Below are 22,936 nucleotides of genomic sequence, written 5' to 3'. Positions count from 1 at the left end.
GGCTATCCGGCCAGCAGGCGGTCGCGCATGGCGGAGAGCTCGGCTTCAGTCAGGCCCAGCTCCTCGCGCAGATAGGTCTTGGGGTCGCCCATGACGCCCATGGCCGCGACCAGATAATCGCCGTCCACACCCAGGAACGCCTTCAGCTCGGCGTCACCGAATTCGCGGCCATATTTGACCGACAAGCGTTCGCGCATGACCTCGGCGATACGGTCGAAATCCACAACCGTGTTGGTCATCAGATAGTCGTCCACCACCGTGTCGTGATCGACGCCCAGCTCCCACAGAACCAGGGCGCAGAAAATGCCCGTGCGGTCCTTGCCCGCGGCGCAGTGCACCACGAAAGCATCGTCCTGGCCGCCCGACGCCAGCGCCCGGATCCCTTCGCGGAAGACATGCTGATTGCCCTCGTCAAAGGGCAGCCGGCGATAGGTTTCGGTCATGAACTGGCGGATGGAATCGAACGTCAGCTCCGCTTCGCGCAGGAAGCGCAGATGGGGCGCTTCGGCCGGGCCGCCATGGTCGCTTTCGATGACCCTTACCCCCTCCACCTGCGGCCAGTGGGACGGCTCGGTCTCGCGCTCGCTGGGACGGCGCAGATCGGCCACCGTCTTCACGCCAAGCCCGGCCAGCGTCTCGCGGTCGCCTTCAGTGGCGCGCGAAAACTGGCCAGAGCGGTAAAGCCGGTCGACAACGGTTCGCCCGCCGGCGGCCTCGTAGGCGCCGAAGCGGCGGAAATTGTGAACGCCGGAAAGCGGGATCAAGCGGGTCTGTGTCATGGCGGTGGAGGTAGCCGGGCGCGCCCGCCCCGGCAAGGAAAAAGGCGCCCGGCCTGTCCGATGCAGGCCCGTTCCGCACCCCAGGGGTCCGGCCGGTGCTTTCCTTGCCTGCGGACTCGCGCTTGGATAAGCCGCAACAAGACAGGGAGGCTGAATTTGATGGGCGCGACGATCCTGACGCCGGTGCTGGCGCTGGCCAGCTGGAGCCTGGTGATGTTCGTGTGGATGTACGCCACGCGCATTCCGGCGATGCAGAAAGCCGGTATCAACCCGGCCAGGCTGAAGGAAAAATCAGAGCTGGACGCCCTGCCCCGCGCGGCGCGCCAGGTGGCGGACAATTACAATCACCTGCACGAGCAACCGGTCGTTTTCTATGCGCTGGCGGTCTACAGCCATCTCGTGGGCGTGGAGACGTCGCTGACCATCATGGCGGCCTGGACCTATGTGATCTTGCGCGTCGCGCATTCCATTTTCCAGGCGACGGTGAATTTCATCCCCGTACGCTTTGCGCTCTTCATGCTCTCAAGCCTGACGCTTTTCGTGATCGCCGGCGCGAATATCTACGCGCTGCTCGCCTGAGGACCCGCCATGCCCCTCACCCTTTACGGCCTGAAATCCTGCGACACCTGCAAAAAGGCGCTCAAAGCCCTTCAGGCCGCCGGCCATGACCCCGCCTTCGTGGACGTGCGCGCAGAGGCGGATCTGGGCGCCAAGCTCCCAGCCTGGCTCGCCGCCGTCGGAGCGGACGCACTGATCAACACCCGCTCCACCACCTGGCGGGGCCTGAGCGAGGCCGAGCGCGCCCGGGCGCAGAGCGATCCCCAAGGCCTTCTCAAATCCCATCCCGCGCTCATCAAACGACCGGTGATCGAGCGCGGCGACGCGGTGAGCGTGGGCTGGACGAAAGACGTTCAGGCCGCCTTCGCGGTGTAGCTCCCGGTCGCTCAGGCAGGAACACAGACCGGCCCTGCGGTATTGAAGCATTGGCGCGCGCCCGCGCCGGCCCTAGAACCAGGCTTATGAAACTCACATCGATTTGCGTGTATTGCGGCTCCAACACCGGGGCCTCGGAGGATTACCGCCTGGCTGCGAAAGCCATGGGCGAGGCGCTCGCTGAAGCGGGCGCGCAACTGGTCTATGGCGGCGGACAGGTCGGGCTCATGGGCGTGCTCGCCGACGCCTGCATCGACGCCGGCGGCCAGGTCATCGGCGTCATCCCCGACTTTCTCCACCACAAGGAAATCGCCCATCCGCGCGTCCCCGACATGCGCATCGTCAAATCCATGCACGAGCGAAAGCTGATGATGGCGGAGGAAAGCGACGCCTTCATCGCGCTCCCAGGCGGGCTGGGCACGATGGAGGAATTGTTCGAGGTGTGGACCTGGTCCCAGCTCGGCCGCCACAGGAAGCCCGTCGGCGTGCTGAACGTGAACGGCTATTACGATCAGCTGCTGGGCTTCCTCGATCACATGAAGGGCGAGGGCTTTGTCGAGGACAAGCACCGCACCATGCTGAAAACCGGCGAAACGCCCAAGGCGGTCATCAAAGCGCTGGAGGCCTATGTCTTCCCCGGCATGATCGCGAGCCTGGAGCGACGGCAGACTTAAAGGGCGCTACGGCCCCGCCCCCTTCCCAAATCAGCGCTTCGCGCGTAACTCATCGCCCATGAGCATTCAGAACGCCAAGCTTGACCAGGTCATCGACCGGTTCGATCAGATCGAGGCCCGTCTGGGCTCGATTTCCGACCCCAACGAGATCGTCAAGCTTTCGAAAGAACACGCCGAACTTAAAACCGTCGCGGAGAAGGCGCGCGAGTTGAAGATCGCGCGCAATGATCTGGCCGAGGCCGACGCCATTATCGAAGCCGGCGAGGACCGCGACATGGTCTCGCTCGCCGAGGACGAGCGCCAGGAGCTTAAGAAACGCCTGCCCGCGCTGGAGCGCCAGCTGCAGCTCATGCTGATCCCGAAGGACAAGGATGACGACGCCTCCATCATGCTGGAGATCCGCGCCGGCACCGGCGGTGATGAAGCCGCGCTGTTCGCCGGCGATCTCTACCGCATGTATGAGCGCTACGCCGCGGGTCGCGGCTGGAAGGTGGACCTGGTGGAAGCCAGCGAAGCGGAAGTCGGCGGCTATAAGGAAATCATCGCCTCGGTCACCGGATCAGGCGTGTTCGGCCGGCTGAAATGGGAATCCGGGGTGCACCGGGTGCAGCGCGTGCCCGTCACCGAAAGCGGCGGGCGCATCCACACGTCGGCCGCGACTGTCGCCGTGCTCCCCGCGCCCGAAGACGTGGACATCGTGATCAAGGACGACGATCTGCGCATCGACACCATGCGCGCCTCCGGCGCCGGCGGTCAGCACGTGAACAAGACCGAATCCGCCGTGCGCATGACCCATTTGCCCACCGGAATCGTGGTGGTCAGCTCGGAGAAATCCCAGCACCAGAACCGCGCCATCGCCATGGAGGTGCTCAAAGCCCGCCTCTATGAAAAGGAGCGCAGCGAGAAAGACGCCGCCCGCGCGGCGGAGCGTAAGGGCCAGGTGGGCTCCGGCGACCGCTCCGAACGCATCCGCACCTACAATTTCCCGCAAGGCCGGGTGAGCGATCACCGCATCAATCTCACCCTCTACAAGCTGGAGGAGATCCTCTCCGGCGAGGGCCTCGACGAGGTGATCGACGCGCTGATCTCCGAAGACCAGGCCGCCAAGCTGGCGGCGATGGAAGAGGCGTAGAGCTTGGCGATCCGGGCCGAGGCCGTGCGCGCGGCTTCCAACCGCCTCGCCGCGGCGGGACTTGAAGACGCCGCGGACGAAGCCCGCCGCCTCCTCGAATACGCCAGCGCCCTCTCCCGCGCCGGGCTTGTCGCGGCGATGACCGAGCCCATGCCGCCTCATGAAGCCGCGCGCTTTGACGCCGCGCTGGACCGCCGCGTCGCGCGCGAACCGCTCTCCCATATTCGCGGCTCGGTTGGCTTCTGGACGCTGGACCTGAGGGTCAACGCCGATGTGCTCACCCCGCGCGCCGACACCGAGACCATAGTGGGTGCGGCGCTGGCCTCGGTCGGCGATCGCACAGCGCCCTTGCGCATTCTCGACATCGCCACCGGTTCGGGAGCGATAGCCCTTGCCTTGCTCAGCGAACTGCCGAACGCCAGCGCTATCGCAACGGACCTCTCCGCCGCCGCGCTGAACGTGGCGCGCGAGAACGGCGCGCTGACCGGGCTTTCCAGCCGGATCGAGTTTGTTGAAACAAGCTGGGCGGACGGCGTGGACGGCCCGTTTGATCTTGTAGTCTCCAACCCGCCCTATATCGCCAGCGCCGTGCTCGACACGCTGGAGCCGGAGGTGAAGACCTTCGAGCCGCGCCTCGCGCTGGACGGCGGACCGGACGGGCTCGCCCCCTACACCCACCTCTTCGCCGAGGCGGGGCGCCTGCTTGGGCCGGGCGGAAGCGGCGTGTTCGAGATCGGCTATGATCAGGGCGAGGCGGCGCTGGCGCTGGCGCGCGGCGCCGGGTTCAACGCGTCCCTGCGCCGCGATCTTGGCGGCAATGACAGGGCGGTGGTGTTCGCGCCCACATAGGCGGGACGCCATGCAAAAAAGTCTTGGAATCGCAAGCCGGATGCGTCTAGTGTGCATCCATTCGGTAAGCGCTGAGGATCGGGACAGGGACTGACCCGGTATTTGACGGCGGATCCCAGCGACCGGCAACCAGGCCCACACGAGATCGCCCATAGCCGATAGCCTGCAAAGGCTGACGCTGAAACGATAAGGCCCGCGACAGAGCGGGGCGCGCGTGTGCGAAGCCGAAGAAACGATCAACGGACCCATCACCGCCCGAACAGATCAGGTTTTCAGAGACATGAAGCGGCAACGCGGACGCGGGCGCAAGCCCGGCAACCAACATCACAATAACTCCAATCGCAATTTCGAGAGCAACGGTCCGGACGTCAAAGTCCGCGGCAACGCCTCGCATATTTATGAAAAATACATGCAGATGGCGCGGGACTCCACGTCCTCCGGCGACCGGGTGATGGCGGAAAACTATTTCCAGCACGCCGAGCATTATCTGCGCATCGTCCAGGCCAACCAGCCCCGGCGCGACGACAATCAGCACAACGACCAGAACGATCAGAACGACGGCGGAGACCGCTCCGACAATCGCTCTGACAACCGGAACGACAATCGTCACGACAACCGCCCGGACAATCGCGCTGACAATCGCGGCGATAACCGGAGCGACAACCGGGGCGACCGCCAGGACAATCGCGGCGACCGTCATGAGTCCCGCGGCGATGATCAGCGCGACGGGCAACGTGAGGGTCAAAGAGACAGCCAGCGCAATCAGCCGCGGCGCGATGATCGCCAGAATGAGCGTCAGCATGAGCGTTCGGGCGAGCGCCGCGACGCCTCCGACGACCGCTCCGGCGAGAGCGAGGACGACCGCTCGCGTAACCGCGCTCGCCGTGGCCGCCGCCGGCGCGACGAGGATCAGCGCGACGACTCCTCCAGCGCCAGCGATCCGCTTCAGGTGGTTGATCCTGAAGCAGACGCCGCCTCTTCGGCTGGCGCGCCCTCGAACGGAGCAGACAGCGCTGCCGCCGCAGCCGAGCCGGAAAAGCCCAAGCGCACCCGCCGCAAGAAAGCCGACGCCGAAACCGGTGACGCCGACACCAATGCGGTCGCTGACGCTGAGCCGAAAAAGCGCACCCGCCGCCGCGCCGCCGATCCGGATGCGGAAAACGCGCTGAAAGCCGCCGTATCCAAATCCGGCGACGGCTCGGGAGACGCGGCGGCCTAACCCGCCGCCGTCCCGGCGCGCGTCAGGCGCACCGCATTGCGCAAGCGCCAGGCTGCGCCCGGATCAGAACGCACCTCCTTGACCTGCGAGAACGTGTCGCCCGCATATGTCCAGGTGTAGCGCGCTTCGGCGCGCGCACCCTCGTCTATCGTGTCCCCTGACAGGGTGGCGATCCAGCCATAGGCGTCATGCTGCAGTGTGAGCAGATCGAGGCGGCTACGCGTAAGGTCGCCACGCACCGAGGTCGCGACCACCCCGGTGGCCCCGAACACAATGAGCTCGGCGTCGTATACGGTCGTGTCACGATCAGCGAAGGTCATCGTCTGCAGCGCATAGGACCGGTCCGGCGCCAGCGTGATGTCGCGTGTATGGGGGATCGTGTCGGGCTCGCCCGTTGTATAGTCGATATATTCGAGCCGCCCCTCCCATCGTCCCTCAAGGCTCGCGAGCGAGTCCGCAAAGCCAGATGTCTGCGCACTGGCTGCAAAGGGAAGCAGAGCGGTCGAGGCGGCGACGGCGAATAGAGTTCTCATGATAGTCTCCAGCATGGTGAGCGCCGCTCCGGGGATCGGTGCGGCGCCCTCAGACCCTGGTCCCGTCAATCATCTCTGGCGTCCCGAAACCGGGCGAAAATCTACTGTCTTGCGGGATTTGAGACGTTTTGCGCCGCCCGACCCTGCCGCTCGCGTCCGGATCGGCTAAGCTGATTCAGTCGGGCCTATCCGGCGGGCGGAACCAGGACCATGACCGAAGCAAGCCTGATGCTGAGCTGGCGAACCGCGATTCTTCTCGTGGTGATGAGCCAGCTTTTGATCATTGCGGGCGTTCTCGTGTTTCGCGGGCCGGATCTGCGGGCGAACCGATTGCTGGCGGCGTTGCTGGTGTCGATATGCGTCGTGACCACGCCCACCATGATCGGCTTTGCGGGATTCTATAACGCCTATCCCTGGCTGAGCTTTGCACCTTTCAACGCCGAGCTTCTGATCGGCCCGCTGATTTATACGTATTTCACGCAGCTGATCACTGGGCGGCATCCGCGCCACTTCGCTCTCACCTTGGCGCCAGGAATCGCCTATCTCGCCTATCAGGCCTACTGGTTCGTCCAGCCCCTGCAGGACAAGTGGAGCTGGGTCGCCGCCGGCCACAATCCCTATATCGCCCCCGCCGCCACCGCGCTCGCCATTCTCTTTGCGGGCGCCGGCCTCGCCCTCTCCGCGCACCGCGTGCTGGGCTATCGCGCCTGGCTCGCCGCCCAGAGCTCCGCCAAGGCGGCCTATGACTTGCGCGGCGCTTTGTTCATGCTGGCCGCCTTGGCCCTTCCGTTCGCGGCCTTGGTCGCAATGGACCTGATCGAGGCGGTTCGTGGCCCGTTAAGCTATGTCCAGGAATACCCCGTCCACGTTCTGCTGGCGCTTGCGGGCTGCGCTCTGGGGGTCGCGGCCCTCGCCCAGCCAGCCGGCGAGTTGCCGCATCCAGACGCGGCCCCGACGCCGTCAGCCCGGCGCCCAGATCCCGATCCTATACCGGAGGCTGAGCCCGACTGGGCGTCGATCGCAGCGAGCCTTCGTAATCAGCTCAAGACTCAGGCCTGGTACGCCGAACCCCGTCTATCGCTCGCCCAGCTTTGCGACCGGTCGGGATTGTCTGAGTACTATGTATCGCGCGCGATCAATGTTGGGGCCGGAATGAACTTCAACCGCTTCGTCAACAGCCTGCGCGTCGAGGCGATCAAATCCAGGCTGGAAGCCGGAGCGCCTGACTTGCTGCGCGCCGCGCTGGAGTGCGGGTTTAATTCCAAAGCGTCGTTCAACCGCGTGTTTCGTGAGATCGTCGGCGAAACTCCCAGCGCCTACCGCCGCCGGATCAGCTCATCCAGCCGGCCCAAGTCCTCCACCTCCGGCGCGGCGCGATAGGTCAAGCGCAATGCGCGCCGGCTACTCGCCGGCGTCGCCGCAGGCTCGCCCGGCCAGCGCAGAGACCGCGTCGCCGATCACTTGAAGCGCTTCGGGCGCCATGGCGTGGCTGGCCGATCCATACTCGGACGGCGCGCCGGTCGCGCTGACCTGAAACAGATGATTCACGCCGGCGAGAACGCGGATCTCGGTGGGTTTCCCGGCGCGGGCGGTTTCAAGCGCGGCGCTGTTTGCACCCGCCAGGACCTGCGTGTCGTTCTCTGCAAAGAGCGCCAGCAGCGGGCCGCCATAGGCCGCCGCCTCAGCCCCCGGATCAAGGCGAAAGCTCGCCGCCACATAGGGCTGTCCCCAGATCGCGGCCTGCTGGGCGGCGACTGCGGCGGGCGCACCGGCGTCGATCAGGGCCGTTTCAAGCGCCGCGGCGAGATCGCCGCCAGCCTCGAGGGTTTGAAACACCTCAAACATCGCCTCCTGCAGCTCGCGATTGGCGGCGATCTGCGCGTCGGTTCCGCCGGACGCCCGGATGATCGCCTCCGACTGGCCTAGGAGCGTCTCCTCCATACTCAGATGCATGCCGGCCAGCGACACGATGAAGGCGGGCCGGGCCTCAGGCGCGGCGAGCAGAGCCAGCATCGCGCCTTCAGAATGACCAGCGAACCCGGCGCAGCGAATCTCCGGCTCGCTGCGAAGAGACGCAAGCGCCGCCGCCGCGTCGGACGCCAGATCTGACGGCGCGCGGGGTACCGGTCCGGTGCTCATCCCCACCCCGCGATCATCCAGGCGCAGCGAGGCGATCCCGGCCCGGGCCAGGCCGTCAGCCAGCGCGGCATAGACCGGCTGGCCGGCGATCATCCCGTCGCGGTCCTGCGGGCCGGAGCCGGAGAGGATCACCACGCCGGGAACCGGGCCGGCGGCCGCCGCCCCTGACGGCGTGCGCAGCACTCCGGCAAGGCGCACCGGGCCGGATTCAATCACGACCGCCCGTTCGTTGTCGCTGAGGCTCGCCTCCGCCGGCGTCCCGCCGGCTTCGGCGGGTCCGCGCTCGAACATGAGATCCACCGCCCCGGCGTTTTGCTGGAAGCGGCCGGTGATGGCGCCGCTTTCCAGCTCGCCCTCATAGGAAAAGCCGGGCGGATCGGCCTCGAAGGCGATGCGGTCGCCCTCAATGGTGAGCGCCGTCAACGCCATGCGCACACCGCCCTGATCAATCGAGATGAGCGCACCTTGAGGGCCGGCTTCGCCTTCAGTCTCAAGCTCCAGCTCAAGCGTCAGCGTCTGGGCGCCGAGATCCAGTACGCCATGCCAGCTCCCGTCGAACCGCTCGGCGCCGGCTTGTGGCGCGTCCTCAACCGGAGGCGGCGCGCAGGCGGTCAGGACCGCGAGCGCCGAAACCATGGCGACACCGGCGGAGCGGATAGCAAAACGGATGACGGGCATGGCGAAACTCCCTGCAGCGAGACACGGCGCTCGCAGTCACGCTAATTAGCATTGACGCTAATTAGCGTCGAGTCTAAACAATCGCCATGACCGATATCTTTCAGGCTCTGGCGCACCCGGTGCGACGGGCCGTGCTGAAAAAACTCAAGGGCGGCCCCCTGAGCGCAGGGGCGCTCGCCGACGCCTTCCCGGTATCAAAGCCGACAATGTCGCGCCATTTCGCGGCGCTCAAAGACGCCGGGCTGATCCGGGCCGAGCGCGTAGGCACGACGATCCGATACCGGCTGAATGTTTCGGTCGCCGAGGAGGCCGTGGCCCTGGTGCTCGGCCTTCTGGGCTCGGCGGGGGCTGAGCCGGAGGACGGCATCGAGGAGGAGCACGTTGAGGACGCCGACGAAGACAATGGAGACCTAAGATGACCGCCAAGGGATTGCTTGCATCGGCCGGCCTGCTGGCCGTCATGGCCGCGTTGTCGGCCTGGGGCTGGCTCGCCACGCCGCAGGGCGCTGAGTTTCCTGTGCACTGGAACGCCGCCGGAGAGCCCGACCGTTTCGGCGGCAAGGCCGAAGCCTTTCTGGTGTTGCCGGGGATCGGGCTGGTCCTGACGATCGTGTTCGCCGCGGCGCCCCATATCGATCCGCGCGGACAAAATCTCGCCCGCTCCTTCACCGCCTTTCTGGTGGGATGGATCGGCGTGATGGTCGTCCTCACCCTCGTCCATCTGGCGCTGATCCTGGCGGCGACCGGCGTGATCGCGTCGCAGGGTCAGGCCATGCCGAAGCTTGTCCTGCTGGCGGTGTCGGCGCTTCTGGTGGTTCTTGGAAACGTGCTGGGCAAGGCGCGCCCCAACTGGTTCTTCGGCGTGCGCACGCCCTGGTCTTTGTCCTCGGACAAGGCCTGGGACGTGACCCATCGCTGGGCCGGGCGCGCCTTCGTTCTGGCCGGGATCGCCGGCGGTGCGGCGGTGCTTCTGGCGCCGCTGGAGGCGGGCGTGGCCGTCTTCACCACGCTGGCCCTGCTGGCCGGGCTGGGGCCGATCCTGATCTCCTATCTGGTCTGGCGGCGCGATCCGGACCGGGAAACGTTCAGCGAAGAGGGGTGAACCGCGAAACTCGCTCCTCGCTTCAGGCCTGCTCTACGTCCCGGCCACGATGGGCGCGTAGACATGCCAGGGGAACGCCTCCACCAGGCGCTTGGAGAATTCCACTCCGCGTTCGGGATTGCCCTGAACCCCGAGCCGCGGCGAATAGAGCGCGAAGCCGCACACGCCGGGCGCCACGATCATCAGCGCGCCGGAGACGCCCGATTTCGCAGGCAGGCCCACGGTGAAGGCGTATTCGCCGGAAAAATCATACATGCCGCAAGACAGCATCAGCGAGAGCACCGCCTTCACGCTCTCGCGGCTGACCACCTGACGCTCGGTCACGGGGCAGACGCCGCCATTGGCCAGCGTCGCCGCCACCGCCGACAGGCGGCGCACATCTGTGGTGATGGCGCAGCAGCGAAAATACAGCTCCAGCGCGGCGTGCATGTCGGAGTCTTCAGGAAAGCAGCCGTGCTCGCGCATGAAATAGGCGAGGGCGAAATTGCGGTCGGCGTGGCGGCGTTCGCTCTCGAACACCTCCGCGTCGAAGCCCGGCGCGTCGCCGCCGGCGGCCGCGCGCCACAGCCGGACGATCAGGTCGAACCGCTCTTCGACCGTGCAGCCGGGCCGGATCAGCGCGGCGGTGAGGATCGCGCCGGCGTTGATCATGGGATTGTGCGGCCGGCCATAGGCGTTCAGCGTGATCTCGTTGAAGCCCTGCCCCGACGGTTCACGCCCCACATGGGCGTGCACGGTGTTCTGGCCCATGAGCTCCAGCGCCAGGGCGTAGTTGAGCGGCTTCATGGCCGATTGCACACAGAAGCTGCGAGCGGCGTCACCCTCGCGCAGGCCCAGTTCAAAGCGCTGGCCGTCGATCGTGCAGCAGCCCAGCGAAAACGCGTCAGGATCGGCCTTGGCGAGCTCGGGTATGTAGCGGGCGACATCGCCGGAGGTTTCCCCTGCGGCATGGTGGAACAGATTTGCGATGCGTCCGCGAAAACCCTGAAAATCACCGGCCACCAACCGGCCGGTGAGCGCCGCGCGCACCAGCTGCGCCTCTTCGGCGGGCAGCGCCTCGGCGAGGGTCTCCGCGGTCAACGCGCCGCCCCCGGCGAACGCCTTGCGCGTGCCGGACAGGCGCGGATCGCCGGTTTCAAGCCCGGCCGCCTCCAGCGCGGCGCACAGGGCCGTCCCGGTTGCGGCGCCGCGCTTTGACAGGGTCTCGACCACCTCTTGGGCTGCGCGCTCGCGCGCAGCGCGTGCGGCCGCCGGACGCTCGAACTGGGCGGGCCGTGTGCGGAAAGCGCCAGGCGCAAGCGCCGGCGCGGTGCGGGGTTCAGGGGGATTCAAGGGCGTCACCGGATGCGGCGGAGAACAAGGCGGGGAGCTTCACAGGGCGCGTCCCACTGCGCAAGTCTCAGGCCGCGTCGCGTAAGTCCGCCTTTAAGCTGATCATGCCCAGCGCAATCCCGGCGAAGCGCTCCAGCGCTTCAAGATCCTGCGAACCGAAGCGGAAGCTCGGCTGTTCGTTCAGCACCGCGAAGGCCCCGAGCACGAAGCCTGATTCAGAGCGGACCGGAACGCCGGCATAGAAGCGCGCATAGGGCGGCTGGGCCACGAAGACGTTGTCGGCATAGTCCGGATCCAGGGAAAGATTCGTAGCGATAAAGGGCGCGCCGGTCTCCACCACGCGGCGGCAGAACGCAAGGCGCGTCGGAACGGTCGGCTGCGCCGTCCCGGAAAGGCCAACGAAAGCAGTGTTCTGCGGCCCCACGCAGCTGAGCACGGCCAGCGATCCGCGAAACGCATAGCGCGCGGCCTCAAGAATTTCGGGCAGACGCGATCCGGACGAAAGCGCGGCATTGCGAAACCGGGCGAGCTGCGCAAGACGTTGCGGATGGTCAAGCGGAACGGGCGGCTGGGTCATCGCGGGACTCTCCATGAGTACATTCGGCGAGCACAATCATCCGGCTTATCCCCTGACAATCAATTAAACCTGACAGCGATTAGCGGGGATCGGCGCGCGGGTCGCCGCGGCCCGGCGCGATGCATCCCTGGACAGACAATGCTTCCATCCGCCGCGCCCCCGCCCTAGATTGCCGCGCCGCATCATAAGGAGTTCGCGCCATGTCCAAGAAGCCCGTGAAAAAGATCGTTCTGGCCTATTCCGGCGGGCTGGACACCAGCGTGATCCTGAAATGGCTCAAAGACGCCTATGACGCCGAAGTCGTCACCTTCACCGCCGATCTGGGACAGGGCGAGGAGCTGGGCCCGGCGCGCGAGAAGGCTGAAAAGGCCGGCATCAAGGAAATCTATATCGACGATCTGCGCGAGGAATTCGTGCGCGATTACTGCTTCCCCATGGTGCGCGCCAACGCGGTGTATGAAGGCCAGTACCTTCTGGGCACCTCCATCGCGCGCCCGCTGATCTCCAAGCGGCTGGTGGAGATCGCCCACGAGACCGGCGCCGACGCGGTCGCCCACGGCGCCACCGGCAAGGGCAATGACCAAGTGCGCTTTGAGCTGGCGGTGGCGGCGCTGGATCCGGCGCTACGCGTCATCGCGCCTTGGCGCGAATGGGATCTCACCTCGCGCACCAAGCTGATCGCCTACGCCGAAGCCAACGGCATCCAAGTTCCCAAGGACAAGCGCGGCGAGGCGCCCTTCTCGGTGGACGCCAATCTCTGGCACACCAGCTCTGAAGGCAAGATGCTGGAGGATCCCAGCGAAGAGGCCTTTAACGAGGTGTGCCTGCTCACCGTTCACCCCGAAGACGCGCCTGACAAACCCGAATACCTCACCGTCCAGTTTGAACGCGGCGACGCCACCCATGTGAACGGCGAGAAGCTGAGCCCGGCGATGCTGCTGACCAAGCTGAACGAACTGGGCGCCAAACATGGCGTGGGCCGGCTGGATCTGGTGGAGAACCGCTTTGTGGGCATGAAGTCGCGCGGCATTTACGAGACGCCCGGCGGCACGATCCTGATGCTCGCCCATCGCGGGATCGAGCAGCTCACACTGGATCGCGGCGCCATGCATCTCAAAGACGAGCTGATGCCGAAATACGCAAAGCTGGTCTATGAAGGCTTCTGGTTCTCCCCCGAGCGCGAAATGCTCCAGGCCGCCATCGACCATTCCCAGCGCCATGTCTCCGGCGAGGTGCGCATCAAGCTCTACAAGGGGAACGCCATGGTGGTCGGCCGCTCCTCGCCCAACTCGCTCTACTCGCTGGCCCACGTGACATTTGAAGAAGACGAGGTCTATGACCAGAAGGACGCCCAGGGCTTCATCACCCTGAACGCCCTGCGCCTGCGCCTCCTGGCCGACCGCAAGAAGCGCCTGGGCGAGAACGAGTAGGGGCCCCGCCTTCGCCATAGCATCGCCCAGAGCCCGCCCTTCCCCGCCGCTTGCGGCGAGCTGGCGGCGCGGGCAAGGTCTGCCTCATGATCACACTGTTCGCATTCGCCTCGCTGGCTCTGTCCCAACCCGCCGAGACCGCCGCTCCGTTCGAGCTCTCCCGCGAGCTGCGCGGCGCCGCACGCGAGTCGGCGATGATGGAGGACTGGGAAAGCGCGCGGCGGCTCACCAGCGCGGCGCGCGCGGTGCAGCCCGGCCATCCGGGCCTCATTAACAATGCGCTGATCATCGCACGCTATTCCGGCGATCTGGACGCCGGGTTCGCCGCGCTGGAGGAGGCCGCCGCGTCGGGCCTGTCCTGGGATTTGTCCGGCGTGGGCCAGATTGATGAGCTGCGCACCGCCGACCCGGAGCGTCTTTCCGCCATCGAAGCGGCGCTGGCCGCCAACGCCGTTCCGGCGGGCGCGGCGAGCCTTGCAGCCCGGCCGCCGCTGGCCGACGCCCTGATCGAGGCGCTGGCGGTGGATAGCGAGACCGAGCGGCTGTATCTGGGCTCGGTGGCCGACCGGCGCATCTACCGCATCGAGCCGTTTGACCCTGAAAGCCCGGAGGTTTTCGCCGGCGAGGACGAAGCGATCGGCTCTATCTTCGGCCTGGCGATCGACCGCCGCCACGGTCTTTTGTACGCCGCCGAAGGCCGCGTCCCGCAAACGCCGGTGGTCGAGGGCGCGGAGGTCGGCACGGCGCTGCTGGCGCTGGATCTGGATTCTGGGCGCGTGGTCGCCCGCCACACCATCGACGGTGCGCGGCGCATGGGCGATGTGGTGGTGCGCGACGGGATCGTCTACGCCAGCGACGCCGATATCGGGCGCATCTATCGCCTGGACGGGCCGCGCTCCGGGCTGGAGGTGTGGGCGGAGGATCCCCGCTTCGCCTCGCTTCAGGGGCTCGCGCCCACGCGCGGCTCGGTCTATGTCGCCGATTACGCCCTGGGCGTCTGGCGCATCGATGCCGCGAGCCGCATCGCCCGGCTTCTGGCCGCACCGCCGGGCGCCAGCTTGATCGGTCTGGACGGTCTGGCCACCGACCGAACGGGCCGGATCTTCGTCATTCGAAATTCCGTGGCGCCGGCCGGCCTGTTCGAGCTGGAGCTGGACCGTGACGGGAATCCTTCCGCCCTCACCCCGGTGCTCACCGGCGATGAGCGCCTGGGCGAGCCGGTGACGGTGCGCATCATGGACGGGCGCGCCTTTGTGCTGGCCGATGCGCAATGGGATCTGTTTCCAGACGATGGAAGCGCGCCGAGCGAGGCGCGCAGCGATCCGCAGATCCTGTCGCTTCCCCTGCCCTGATTAAATGTCAGAGCCTGGCTTAGGCGTCTGATCCGCCACGGGGGCGGAAGAAAACCAGCGTCTCGCCCTCGCCGAACGGCGCGGTGATCCGGCCGCCATAGCCCAGCTTCTGCGCCACATTGATCGAGGCGGCGTTGTTCGGGTGGATGAGGCAGCAGCTTTTCTCTGCGTCCAGCGCAGCGTCCGCCCAGCACAGCGCGGCGCGCATGGCCTCGGTGGCGTAGCCCTTGCCGTGAAACTCAGGACTGAACACCCAGCCGGCTTCAGGCAGGCCGGCGATATCGGCGCCGATCTCGCGCTTGAAATCCGCAAGCCCGGCCATGCCGGTCAGGCGCCCGGTCGCGCGCTCCTCCACCGCCCAGTAGCCGTAGCCCAGAAGCGGCCAGCTGCCGGCGAGGCGCAGCAGGCGCGACCAGGAGTCCGAGCGGCTGGACGGCGTGCCGGAAATGTGGCGCACCACCGACGCATCTCCCCAGATCGCGGCGAAGGCGTCAAAGTCAGCCGCCGTGAAGGCGCGCAGGATCAGACGCTTGGTCTTCAGGACCGGGACGGCCTCACTCACCGCTCGCCTGCTGCGGGATGGCGGGGACGAGGACGACATTGAAATCGCCCCATTCATTGTCGATCCTGAGATCGGCCAGGGCGCGGTAATCGGGATCATTCCAGAAGGCGCGCGCGCTCTCCTTGTCCGGCCAGCGGCTCATCACGACGCTTTCAAACGGCGTGCCGCCTTCCAGCGTCTCCACATCGCCGGTCACCGCCACATAGGACCCGCCATGGCGCGCATAGAGCGGGGCGAGCTGGCTGGCGTAGCGGCTCATGAAGGCCTCGCGGTCATACACCGTGCCCATGACGATCATGTAGGCGCCGGTCTGAGGCTGCGCCGCGGCCTGCTCGGCCTGCGCGGCCGTGTCGGCGCGCGCCTGCCCTGCGGAAACGCCGCCGGCCATGATCAGCCCCAGGGCGACGCCGGCGATGCCGGCGCCCACCGCGATGGTGAGCGAGTGAGAGAGGGTCATTCCGCAGTCTCCAGAGTAGCGGCGCGCGTGGGCGCTTTGGCCTGGCGCAGAGTGAACAGCAAAATCAGCGGCGCGATCCATGGCACGATCCGCTCGAACGGATCGCCGGGAATGGCCGCCAGCGAGGCGAGCGACGCAGACAGCCCTTCAAGGGCGCCCGCATCCATCTGGCCGAAGATGTAGAAGACAACCGTGGTCGCAAACCCCAGCACGATTGAGGCCAGGATGGCGGCGCCTTTCGGCTCCACCCCGGCCACGCGCGCCACGATCACCGGCCCGAAGGCCGCGCCCAGCGCCGACCAGGAAAACAGCACCCGGTCAAAGATCGTCGCGGGAAGGCTTAAGGTCAGCACCACTGCGAGCACGCAGATCGCCGCCATGGCGCCGCGAGAGACCAGCACCTCGCGGCCCTTGAACACCTTGACGAGTTTCATGTCGTGGGCGGCCGCCGCGGCGGCGGCGATGAGCAGGGAGTCCACCGTGCTCATGACCGCTGAAAGAATGGCGGCGATGACGATGCCGGCCAGGACCGCCGGCAGAAGCGCGGCGGCGAGCTCGTAGAACAGCGCCTCGCCGTCGGCGATGTCGGGCAGCAGCGCGCGCCCGGCCAGCGCCATGGACGCCATGCCGATATAGACGATGACGCCCCAGCCCATGGCGACGATGAAGCCGCGCCGGCGGCTGCGTTCATCCTTCACCGCCATGAGGCGCGAGAGCAGGTGCGGCTGGCCGTAGGTGCCAAGCCCGATGGAAGCGATCCCTACTGCAAACCCCAGGAACGCAAAGCCCGCCCGGCCGCCGAACGCATCGGTGTAAGCGGGCGCCTGCGTCGCGCTCAGCGTCTCGGCGATGCCCGCGGGTCCGCCCGCGGCGATAACGGCGAGCACAGGCAGGATCACCGCGATGACCGCCATGATCGCGCCCTGCAGCGTGTCGGTGAGCGACACCGCCCAGAACCCGCCCAGAAGCGCGTAGATCAGGATCACCACCGCGCCGATGACCACGCTTTCCCAGCGCGCCAGGGCGAACTGACTTTCAAACGCGATCGCCGCCGCGCCGAACTGGGCGGCGATGTAAAAAACGAAGGTGAACAGCACAAGAAAGCCGGCGAGCGCGCTAATGACGGGAGCAAGGGCGCCGGCCTTCGCGGCCATGAAATCGCTGGGGGTGACATGGCCCTCGCGCGCGGTTTCAGCGCGCAGGCGCGGCCCGAACCAGAGCCAGACCACCACATAGCCAAGCCAGATGCCGGGCACCATCCAGAGCGCCGAAACCCCGACCGCATAGACAAAGCCGGAAAAGCCCAGAAGCACCCAGGCCGAGCTGGTGGACGCCGCATAGGACAGCCCCGCCACCCACGCGCCGAGGCCGCGCCCGCCCAGGAAAAAATCGGATTCGTTCTTGTTCAGGCGCGAGGCCCACACGCCGATGCCGATGAGCACGAGCTTGTAGACGATGAGCGTCGCAAGAACGACGCCCGCAGCCGGTTCGCCGGAGTCCATAACCGGAGTTTTCCCCTCTTAGTCCCCGTCGTCAGCCCATCATATTCAGCCACGAAAACGCCATCGAAGGAAGGGCCGCGCACAAAAGATATATCTTTTCGGTTCCACCTCGTGTGCGCCTTGCTATGGTCAGCGCGCCGGGATGACATTCCGACGATGCCGCATACCCAGGGACACCCCATGACCGACACGCCGAAACTCGAACCCACCATGGTCCGCTCCGACAAGACGGCGCGGGAGATCTTCGAAGAGGTGCGCGCCAATCCCAACCGGGCCCGCTTCGGGTTCGGCGAGAAGCTCGCCATCATCAATGTGGACCCGCAGAAAGCCTATACCCGGCCTGATCTGTTTCCCAAGACCGGCTATGTCACCGATCCTGATCAGCTCCACCATATCAACGAGATTTCCAAAGCCGCGCGCTTAAAGAAGCTGCCCGTCGTGTGGACCCATGTGGCCTATATGGAGAACGCCGCCGACGCCGGAATCTGGGGCACGCGCACCGATACGCCGGATTCCCTGCAGAACATCAAGTACGGGTCGGACCGTCACGCTTTCGACGACCGGGTGGAGATCGACGAGCGCGTGGACGCGGTCTACACCAAGCGCATGCCGTCGGCGTTTTTCGAAACCCCGCTGGCGAGCTTTCTCACCTGGCACAAAGTTGACACGCTGGTGATCACCGGCGGCTCCACATCCGGCTGCATCCGCGCCACGGCGGTGGACAGCCTGTCCCACGGCTACCGCACGATCATTCCCATGGAGTGCGTCGCAGACAAGCATGAGAGCTATCACTTCGCCAACCTCACCGATCTGCAGCTGAAATACGCCGACGTGGTGGAGGTCGCCGAGGTCTATGACTGGCTGGAGCGATATCAGGCAGAGGCGTAAGTTTGTCCTTCGAGGCTTTTCGCTGACGCGAAAAGACTCCTCAGGACGAGGAAGTTAATGAGCTTGATATCATCCTCATCCTGAGGTGCGAGCCGATGGCGAGCCTCGAAGGACCCTCAGGATGACGCGAAGAGGGCGAAATGACCCACCCAAACCTCTACGATTACAACCCGTACCAGGCGCGTCCCAAGATCGAGTGGCCCGGCGGCAAGAAGCTCGCCTTCTGGGTGGCGCCCAATATCGAGTTTTACGAGTTCGATCCGCCGAAGAATCCCAAACGTCCAGGGTGGCCGCGTCCGGCGCCGGACGTGGCGGGGTACTCCCAGCGCGATTACGGCAATCGGGTGGGTCACTGGCGGCTCATGGAGCTGATGGACACATATTCCATCAAGGGATCGGTGAGCCTGAACGTGGCCATGTGCGACCACTGCCCGGAGATCATCGAGGCGTGCAACGCACGCGGCTGGGAGTTCTTCAGCCACGGGATCTACAATACGCGCTTCTCCTACGAGATGGATGAAGCGCAGGAGCGCGCGGTGATCGCGGACTCCATCGAGACGGTGGAGCGCGCCACCGGCCAGCGCATTCGCGGCTATCTGGCCCCGGCCCTGACCCACACGACGCGGACGCTGGACCTCATCGCCGAGCATGATTTCTGGTACACCTGCGACCTGTTCCAGGACGATCAGCCCCAAAGGGTGAAGACCAGATCCGGCAGGCTGTGCTCCATGCCCTACTCGCTGGAGGTCAATGACGTCATCACTTACGGCGCGCTGGCCATGGATCCCTGGCGCTACGCCGACATGCTGAAACGCCAGTTCGACCAGCTTCTCAAGGAGGGCGAGGAGAGCGGCACGGTGATGTGCATTCCGCTGCACGCCTATCTGGTGGCCCAGCCCCATCGCATGCGCGCCTTTGAAGAGGCGTTCAAACATATTGAAGCCCACGGCGACGATGTCTGGTTCACCCGCGCGGTGGACATCGCCGAGCACTGGCGCACGAATTACTGGGACGCGGTGCAGGAGGATCTGGACGACAAGGGCCTCAAGACCGGCGGAACCGCGTTCGACGGGGCGAGCTCATGACCCTTGATCCGAGCTATCTCAATTACCCCAAGCGCCGGTACGGCCAGGACATGGACCGCCATGACTGGCGGCTCGCAACGGACCGCCCGCGCGTGGAGCTGCCGGGCGGCGAGCACGTCGCCGCCATGGCGGTGGTGGTGTGCGAGCATCATCCCATCGACCCGAAGAAAAGCCCGTTCGGCCATCCCCACGGCATGGTTACGCCCTTCCCCGATCTGCGCCATTACACCAGCCGTGATTACGGCAACCGTGTCGGCGTGTTCCGCATCCTCAAGGCGCTCCGCGAGCGGGAGATGACGGCGACGTTTGCGCTCTCGGCGGACCTGCTGGACCTCGCCCCGCCGCTCATCGAGGCGATCCTAAATGACGGCCACGAGATCGCGGCGGCGGGCCTCAACGGCGACGCCATCCACCATTCGGGCTTAAGCGAAGCCGAGGAGCGCGAAAGGATCGAGGCGGTGCGCGAGCGCTTTTCCGCCGCCGGGCTCACGCCAACCGTCTGGCTCTCGCCGGCGCGTCAGGAGAGCTTCAACACGCCCGACCTCCTCACCGCGGCCGGGTTTACGGCCGTACTGGACTGGGAGACCGATCAAGTCCCTGTCTTCATGCGCACGAAGACCGGCCTGCTCGCCGCCCTGCCCGTCCTGAACGAGCTGGATGATTACAAGCTCATGGTGGAGCGAAAGCAGGCTGAAGACCTCTGGGTGAGGCAGCTGATCGAGGCGAAGGATTACCTGAAGTCCGAGCATGAGCGCCACGGCGCGCAGGTGCTGGGCTTCACCCTCACGCCCTTCGTGGCCGGTCAGCCCTTCCGTATCAGGGCGCTGGAGGCGCTGCTGGACGGGCTCGGCGGCGACGCGCAGGTCTGGTGCGCGCGCGCCGGCGAGATCGCAAAGGCGTTCGAGGCGCTGCAGGGGTGACGCAAGGTTCTGGCCGAAGGCGAACCTAGCTGATAGCCGGCCAGATGATGAAGAGGATCACCGCCCCGAAGATACCGAGTCCAAGGATAAGCTTGAACGCGCCGAAACAGCCGCTGAAAAACCGGCTTATATGGGCGCTGAATGTAAGCGAATTATTCAGCTGATATTCGAAGGTGACGTCCTGGATGCCTTCGCCGTCGAAGCGGTCGATGTGAGCACGGTGAAGATAAAACTTGCCGTAGTCCGCCCGGATCGTGACCGCTGATATTTCGCCCGGCCCGATATCCGCGAAGGTCTCGTGGAGATAGCCGATGACGACGTTCTTATGGCTGTTTTTGATCCAGATCTGCGCTCTCACGGTGCTGTCGGTTTTGTTGTGAAGCTCGAAATCGAGCATTTTCTGACGGCGCTTCCCCGAACGGAACGAGCGCCGAGAGTAAAATAGCTTAAGCCCTGTCGCTTCGCGAAATTCCTGGATTTCAACCTTCATGCCGCCCCCCCCGCTTGCGGTTTTCTCGTCTGGCGCCGTCGGGCCTTCACGTTTGCGCTGGCGTCCCCCCTTCGGTCCACCGCTTGAAGTTAACGCATTTCTTACCTTCGAAACAGGTTACGAAACGCTGCTCGCTTTCGGCGCCCGTCTCAGGCGAATGCGCGCCCCGTCCCCCTACGGCTCCACCACCGCCGGCGCGCTTGCAAACGGACGAATTCCGAACTCGGGATAGACGTCTTCGGGGAAGTAGATCACGCCGTTTGCGGCCACCATGGCGATGGTTTTCACCGCCTTGAAGTCGGCCGTCGGGTCGCCGGGGACCAGGAAGAAGTCGGCGTACTTGCCGGCTTCGATGGAGCCCAGCTCGTCGCCGACGCCCAGATAGTCGGCCATGGCCTGACCGCCCCAGGCGAGAATTTCCGCAGGCGTCATGCCGATGGACTGGTAAAGCTCCAGCTCGCGGTGCTGCACCAGGCCGCCGCCCATATCGGTGCCGGGCACCATGGTGATCCCGCGCTCGCGCAGGCGCCGCAGGGTCTCGGTGATCTGTTCAAAGGCGCCGCGATAGGCCGCGTCGTCTTCCGGGCTCTCGATCGCCGCCCAGGCGCTGCGCAGGGAGCGCTGGCTGGAGGCGGGCATGTGGTCGATATAGTCGGCGGCGCCGGGGCTCACGTCGCCGTTGCGCGACAGAAGCAGCGCCTCGTGAATGGCGAAGGTGGGATCGATGGCGATCCCGCGCGCCTCCATCTCGTCCAGAGTCGAGGTCACCGCCTCGCCGTCCAGATCAAGCTCCGGCAGGCGCTTCAGCGCGGTGAGGCGCAGCAGCGTGCGGGTGTCTTCACCCTCTTCCAGCACCCAGCCCAGCATCAGCTGATTGATGTGGGTGAGCTCGTCATAGCCCGCCGCGATCATGGCGTCGGCGTCAGTGAAGGCGGGGATGTGGCCGGAGACGCGCAGGCCCAGACGGTGAGCCTCCTCGATCAGGGCCGGCGCCCAGGCGGGATCGGTGGAGTTGTAGATCTTGATCTGGTGCATGTCGCCGCGCGCCGCGTAGGTTCGCACCGCCTCGACGGCCTCCGCCTCGGTGCTCACCAGGATGCCGTTATTGGAATTGTAAGGGCTGCGCCCTTCGATGAAGCCGGAGCGGAAAACGCGGGGGCCGGCGACGCGGCCCGCCTGAATGTCGGCGACAAGGCCGTCCAGGACCTCGTTGTTATTGCCCATGTCGCGCACGCTGGTGATGCCGGCGGCGATGTTCAGCGCGGCGGACGCCTCGCCCAGATGGGCGTGCATGTCGAACAGGCCGGGGATCAGCGAGCCGCCGGCGCCGTTGATCACGACCTCGCCGTCATTGCTCATGTCCGGCGCGTCCACAGACGCGATGCGCTCGCCTTCGATCAGCACCGAGACCGGCTCGGTGAGCGCCAGGGTCCCGGGATCAAAGACCCGCACATTGGCGATGCGCACCGGCGAGTCATAGCGATGGGCCGTGCGCGCCTGAATGTCAGCAAAGCGCGCCGCGCCGTATTCGGCGGCCTTGGCGCGCAGGACTTCATCATACTGGCCCAGATCTTCGGCGAGCGCGGAGAAGCCGGGGCTCATCACGCCGGCGAAGGCCGTGCCGTCCATGACGAAATAGGTCGGGTTCTGGCTGGTGCCCGACAGAGCATAGCTGGTGAGCGAGACAGCCGCATCGCCTTCGCCCAGGTTCAGGGTCTCCAGCTCGGTCAGGCGCACCTCGCCGCCGGGCAGCGCAGGCAGGACCCCGTCATCGTCGGCCATGAGCGCGCGCGCCGTGATCGCCAGCTGATAGGGCGAGGCGTTCTGCGGCACGTAGAGCGCGGGGCTGTCCCAGGCGGCTTCGCCGGACCCGGTGGAATCTGTCCAGCGCGCCATGACGCCGGTCACTTCAAAGCGCTCGTCCACGGCGTTGCCGAAGGTCTCCGCGCCCTGAACGGTCCAGGCCACAGGATAGCCGGCCTCGTTCAGCGTGATCTGTTCGGCGTAGGTGGGGCCGCGCCCGTTATTGCGGTACTCGTAATCGATGGCGAAGCCGGTCTCCAGCCGGGTCAGCTCCGCGGCGCCGATTTCATTGCCGCCCACGCGCACCACGAAGCGGTCGGCCTCGTGGGCCGGCGCGGCGATGGCCAGACTGTCGCTCCGGGCGTCGCCCGTGGCGGAGGCGTCTCCGCCGGCCGAGGTCTCAGCAGCCGGCGCACACGCCGCGAGGGACGACAGGATGAAAGACGCGGCCAGAAGCCGAACCGGATACGCCATGAAACTCTCCCCTTGAAGTCACGGGC

General features: G+C 66.1%; 24 protein-coding genes. 14 read left to right on the top strand and 10 right to left on the bottom strand.

What is annotated here, in order from left to right; translation table 11 throughout:
* Positions 1 to 2: 2 nt before the first annotated feature.
* A complete protein-coding gene (locus ACWCOP_RS03245) occupies positions 3 to 779 on the bottom strand; it encodes a tyrosine-protein phosphatase (RefSeq protein ID WP_478249798.1) in 777 nt (258 codons plus the stop codon).
* A gap of 159 nt (positions 780 to 938) precedes the next feature.
* Here ACWCOP_RS03245 and ACWCOP_RS03240 point away from each other — a divergent pair, with 159 nt between their 5' ends.
* The 6 genes from ACWCOP_RS03240 (at position 939) to ACWCOP_RS03215 (ending at position 5,586) form a co-directional block, all read left to right on the top strand.
* On the top strand, positions 939 to 1,358 hold the full coding sequence (locus ACWCOP_RS03240; protein WP_478249797.1) for an MAPEG family protein: 420 nt from the start codon (positions 939 to 941) through the stop codon (positions 1,356 to 1,358).
* A gap of 9 nt (positions 1,359 to 1,367) precedes the next feature.
* Positions 1,368 to 1,712: an ArsC/Spx/MgsR family protein gene (locus ACWCOP_RS03235; protein WP_478249796.1), complete on the top strand. Its 345-nt coding sequence runs from the start codon at positions 1,368 to 1,370 to the stop codon at positions 1,710 to 1,712.
* A gap of 86 nt (positions 1,713 to 1,798) precedes the next feature.
* On the top strand, positions 1,799 to 2,386 hold the full coding sequence (locus ACWCOP_RS03230; protein WP_478249795.1) for an LOG family protein: 588 nt from the start codon (positions 1,799 to 1,801) through the stop codon (positions 2,384 to 2,386).
* A gap of 58 nt (positions 2,387 to 2,444) precedes the next feature.
* Positions 2,445 to 3,518 carry a peptide chain release factor 1 gene (prfA, locus tag ACWCOP_RS03225; RefSeq protein WP_478249794.1) on the top strand — a complete coding sequence of 358 codons (1,074 nt, stop codon included), beginning with the start codon at positions 2,445 to 2,447 and terminating at the stop codon, positions 3,516 to 3,518.
* 3 nt (positions 3,519 to 3,521) lie between these two features.
* Positions 3,522 to 4,367 carry a peptide chain release factor N(5)-glutamine methyltransferase gene (gene prmC / locus ACWCOP_RS03220; RefSeq protein ID WP_478249793.1) on the top strand — a complete coding sequence of 282 codons (846 nt, stop codon included), beginning with the start codon at positions 3,522 to 3,524 and terminating at the stop codon, positions 4,365 to 4,367.
* 280 nt (positions 4,368 to 4,647) lie between these two features.
* Positions 4,648 to 5,586: a DUF4167 domain-containing protein gene (locus ACWCOP_RS03215; RefSeq protein ID WP_478249792.1), complete on the top strand. Its 939-nt coding sequence runs from the start codon at positions 4,648 to 4,650 to the stop codon at positions 5,584 to 5,586.
* Here the strand turns inward: ACWCOP_RS03215 and ACWCOP_RS03210 are convergent.
* Positions 5,583 to 6,119 (bottom strand): hypothetical protein, encoded by a 537-nt coding sequence (locus tag ACWCOP_RS03210; RefSeq protein WP_478249791.1) that lies wholly within the window; start codon positions 6,117 to 6,119, stop codon positions 5,583 to 5,585. The genes ACWCOP_RS03215 and ACWCOP_RS03210 overlap by 4 nt on opposite strands.
* Positions 6,120 to 6,329: 210 nt before the next feature.
* Here ACWCOP_RS03210 and ACWCOP_RS03205 point away from each other — a divergent pair, with 210 nt between their 5' ends.
* Positions 6,330 to 7,499, top strand: a complete 1,170-nt coding sequence (locus tag ACWCOP_RS03205) for a helix-turn-helix domain-containing protein (RefSeq protein WP_478249790.1) — start codon at positions 6,330 to 6,332, stop codon at positions 7,497 to 7,499.
* Positions 7,500 to 7,520: 21 nt separating this feature from the next.
* Here the strand turns inward: ACWCOP_RS03205 and ACWCOP_RS03200 are convergent, their stop codons facing one another.
* The gene (locus tag ACWCOP_RS03200; RefSeq protein ID WP_478249789.1) at positions 7,521 to 8,936 is read right to left on the bottom strand and encodes an alpha/beta hydrolase family protein; all 1,416 of its coding nucleotides are present in this window, start codon (positions 8,934 to 8,936) and stop codon (positions 7,521 to 7,523) included.
* Positions 8,937 to 9,022: 86 nt separating this feature from the next.
* Between ACWCOP_RS03200 and ACWCOP_RS03195 the strand changes: the two genes are divergently transcribed.
* Both ACWCOP_RS03195 and ACWCOP_RS03190 read left to right on the top strand, forming a co-directional pair.
* Positions 9,023 to 9,355 carry an ArsR/SmtB family transcription factor gene (locus tag ACWCOP_RS03195; RefSeq protein ID WP_478249788.1) on the top strand — a complete coding sequence of 111 codons (333 nt, stop codon included), beginning with the start codon at positions 9,023 to 9,025 and terminating at the stop codon, positions 9,353 to 9,355.
* Positions 9,352 to 10,038 carry an SdpI family protein gene (locus ACWCOP_RS03190; protein WP_478249787.1) on the top strand — a complete coding sequence of 229 codons (687 nt, stop codon included), beginning with the start codon at positions 9,352 to 9,354 and terminating at the stop codon, positions 10,036 to 10,038. Before ACWCOP_RS03195 ends, ACWCOP_RS03190 begins: the two co-directional genes overlap by 4 nt.
* Positions 10,039 to 10,071: 33 nt before the next feature.
* On the opposite strand, the gene glsA is transcribed toward ACWCOP_RS03190, so the two are convergent.
* On the bottom strand, positions 10,072 to 11,370 hold the full coding sequence (glsA, locus tag ACWCOP_RS03185) for a glutaminase A (protein WP_478249786.1): 1,299 nt from the start codon (positions 11,368 to 11,370) through the stop codon (positions 10,072 to 10,074).
* 67 nt (positions 11,371 to 11,437) lie between these two features.
* Complete coding sequence (locus ACWCOP_RS03180; protein WP_478249785.1) at positions 11,438 to 11,947, bottom strand: GAF domain-containing protein; 510 nt, start codon at positions 11,945 to 11,947, stop codon at positions 11,438 to 11,440.
* Between the two features lie 200 nt (positions 11,948 to 12,147).
* Here ACWCOP_RS03180 and ACWCOP_RS03175 point away from each other — a divergent pair, with 200 nt between their 5' ends.
* Entirely contained in the window at positions 12,148 to 13,377 is a 1,230-nt protein-coding gene (locus ACWCOP_RS03175) for an argininosuccinate synthase (protein ID WP_478249784.1), read from the top strand.
* An 86-nt stretch (positions 13,378 to 13,463) separates the two neighbouring features.
* Complete coding sequence (locus tag ACWCOP_RS03170) at positions 13,464 to 14,729, top strand: SMP-30/gluconolactonase/LRE family protein (protein ID WP_478249783.1); 1,266 nt, start codon at positions 13,464 to 13,466, stop codon at positions 14,727 to 14,729.
* A 19-nt stretch (positions 14,730 to 14,748) separates the two neighbouring features.
* On the opposite strand, the gene ACWCOP_RS03165 is transcribed toward ACWCOP_RS03170, so the two are convergent.
* The 3 genes from ACWCOP_RS03165 to ACWCOP_RS03155 are packed head-to-tail and all read right to left on the bottom strand — an operon-like array spanning position 14,749 to position 17,250.
* Positions 14,749 to 15,291, bottom strand: coding sequence for a GNAT family N-acetyltransferase (locus ACWCOP_RS03165; protein ID WP_478249782.1), 543 nt, complete (start codon positions 15,289 to 15,291; stop codon positions 14,749 to 14,751).
* Positions 15,284 to 15,748 carry a DUF1330 domain-containing protein gene (locus ACWCOP_RS03160; RefSeq protein WP_478249781.1) on the bottom strand — a complete coding sequence of 155 codons (465 nt, stop codon included), beginning with the start codon at positions 15,746 to 15,748 and terminating at the stop codon, positions 15,284 to 15,286. Before ACWCOP_RS03160 ends, ACWCOP_RS03165 begins: the two co-directional genes overlap by 8 nt.
* The gene (locus tag ACWCOP_RS03155; protein ID WP_478249780.1) at positions 15,745 to 17,250 is read right to left on the bottom strand and encodes a sodium/proline symporter; all 1,506 of its coding nucleotides are present in this window, start codon (positions 17,248 to 17,250) and stop codon (positions 15,745 to 15,747) included. The genes ACWCOP_RS03160 and ACWCOP_RS03155 overlap by 4 nt, the downstream gene beginning before the upstream one ends.
* Before the next feature lie 210 nt (positions 17,251 to 17,460).
* Here ACWCOP_RS03155 and ACWCOP_RS03150 point away from each other — a divergent pair, with 210 nt between their 5' ends.
* The 3 genes from ACWCOP_RS03150 (at position 17,461) to ACWCOP_RS03140 (ending at position 20,143) form a co-directional block, all read left to right on the top strand.
* Complete coding sequence (locus ACWCOP_RS03150; RefSeq protein ID WP_478250641.1) at positions 17,461 to 18,138, top strand: isochorismatase family protein; 678 nt, start codon at positions 17,461 to 17,463, stop codon at positions 18,136 to 18,138.
* A gap of 140 nt (positions 18,139 to 18,278) precedes the next feature.
* Positions 18,279 to 19,223 carry a polysaccharide deacetylase family protein gene (locus tag ACWCOP_RS03145; protein ID WP_478249779.1) on the top strand — a complete coding sequence of 315 codons (945 nt, stop codon included), beginning with the start codon at positions 18,279 to 18,281 and terminating at the stop codon, positions 19,221 to 19,223.
* Entirely contained in the window at positions 19,220 to 20,143 is a 924-nt protein-coding gene (locus ACWCOP_RS03140) for a polysaccharide deacetylase family protein (protein WP_478249778.1), read from the top strand. The genes ACWCOP_RS03145 and ACWCOP_RS03140 overlap by 4 nt, the downstream gene beginning before the upstream one ends.
* Positions 20,144 to 20,168: 25 nt before the next feature.
* On the opposite strand, the gene ACWCOP_RS03135 is transcribed toward ACWCOP_RS03140, so the two are convergent.
* Entirely contained in the window at positions 20,169 to 20,633 is a 465-nt protein-coding gene (locus ACWCOP_RS03135) for a hypothetical protein (protein WP_478249777.1), read from the bottom strand.
* 174 nt (positions 20,634 to 20,807) lie between these two features.
* The gene (locus tag ACWCOP_RS03130) at positions 20,808 to 22,910 is read right to left on the bottom strand and encodes an amidohydrolase family protein (protein WP_478249776.1); all 2,103 of its coding nucleotides are present in this window, start codon (positions 22,908 to 22,910) and stop codon (positions 20,808 to 20,810) included.
* Positions 22,911 to 22,936 lie beyond the last annotated feature (26 nt).

The organism is Apolloniradiicaulis salifontis, from assembly GCF_053756655.1.
This window is presented reverse-complemented; position numbering and strand designations above follow the sequence as displayed.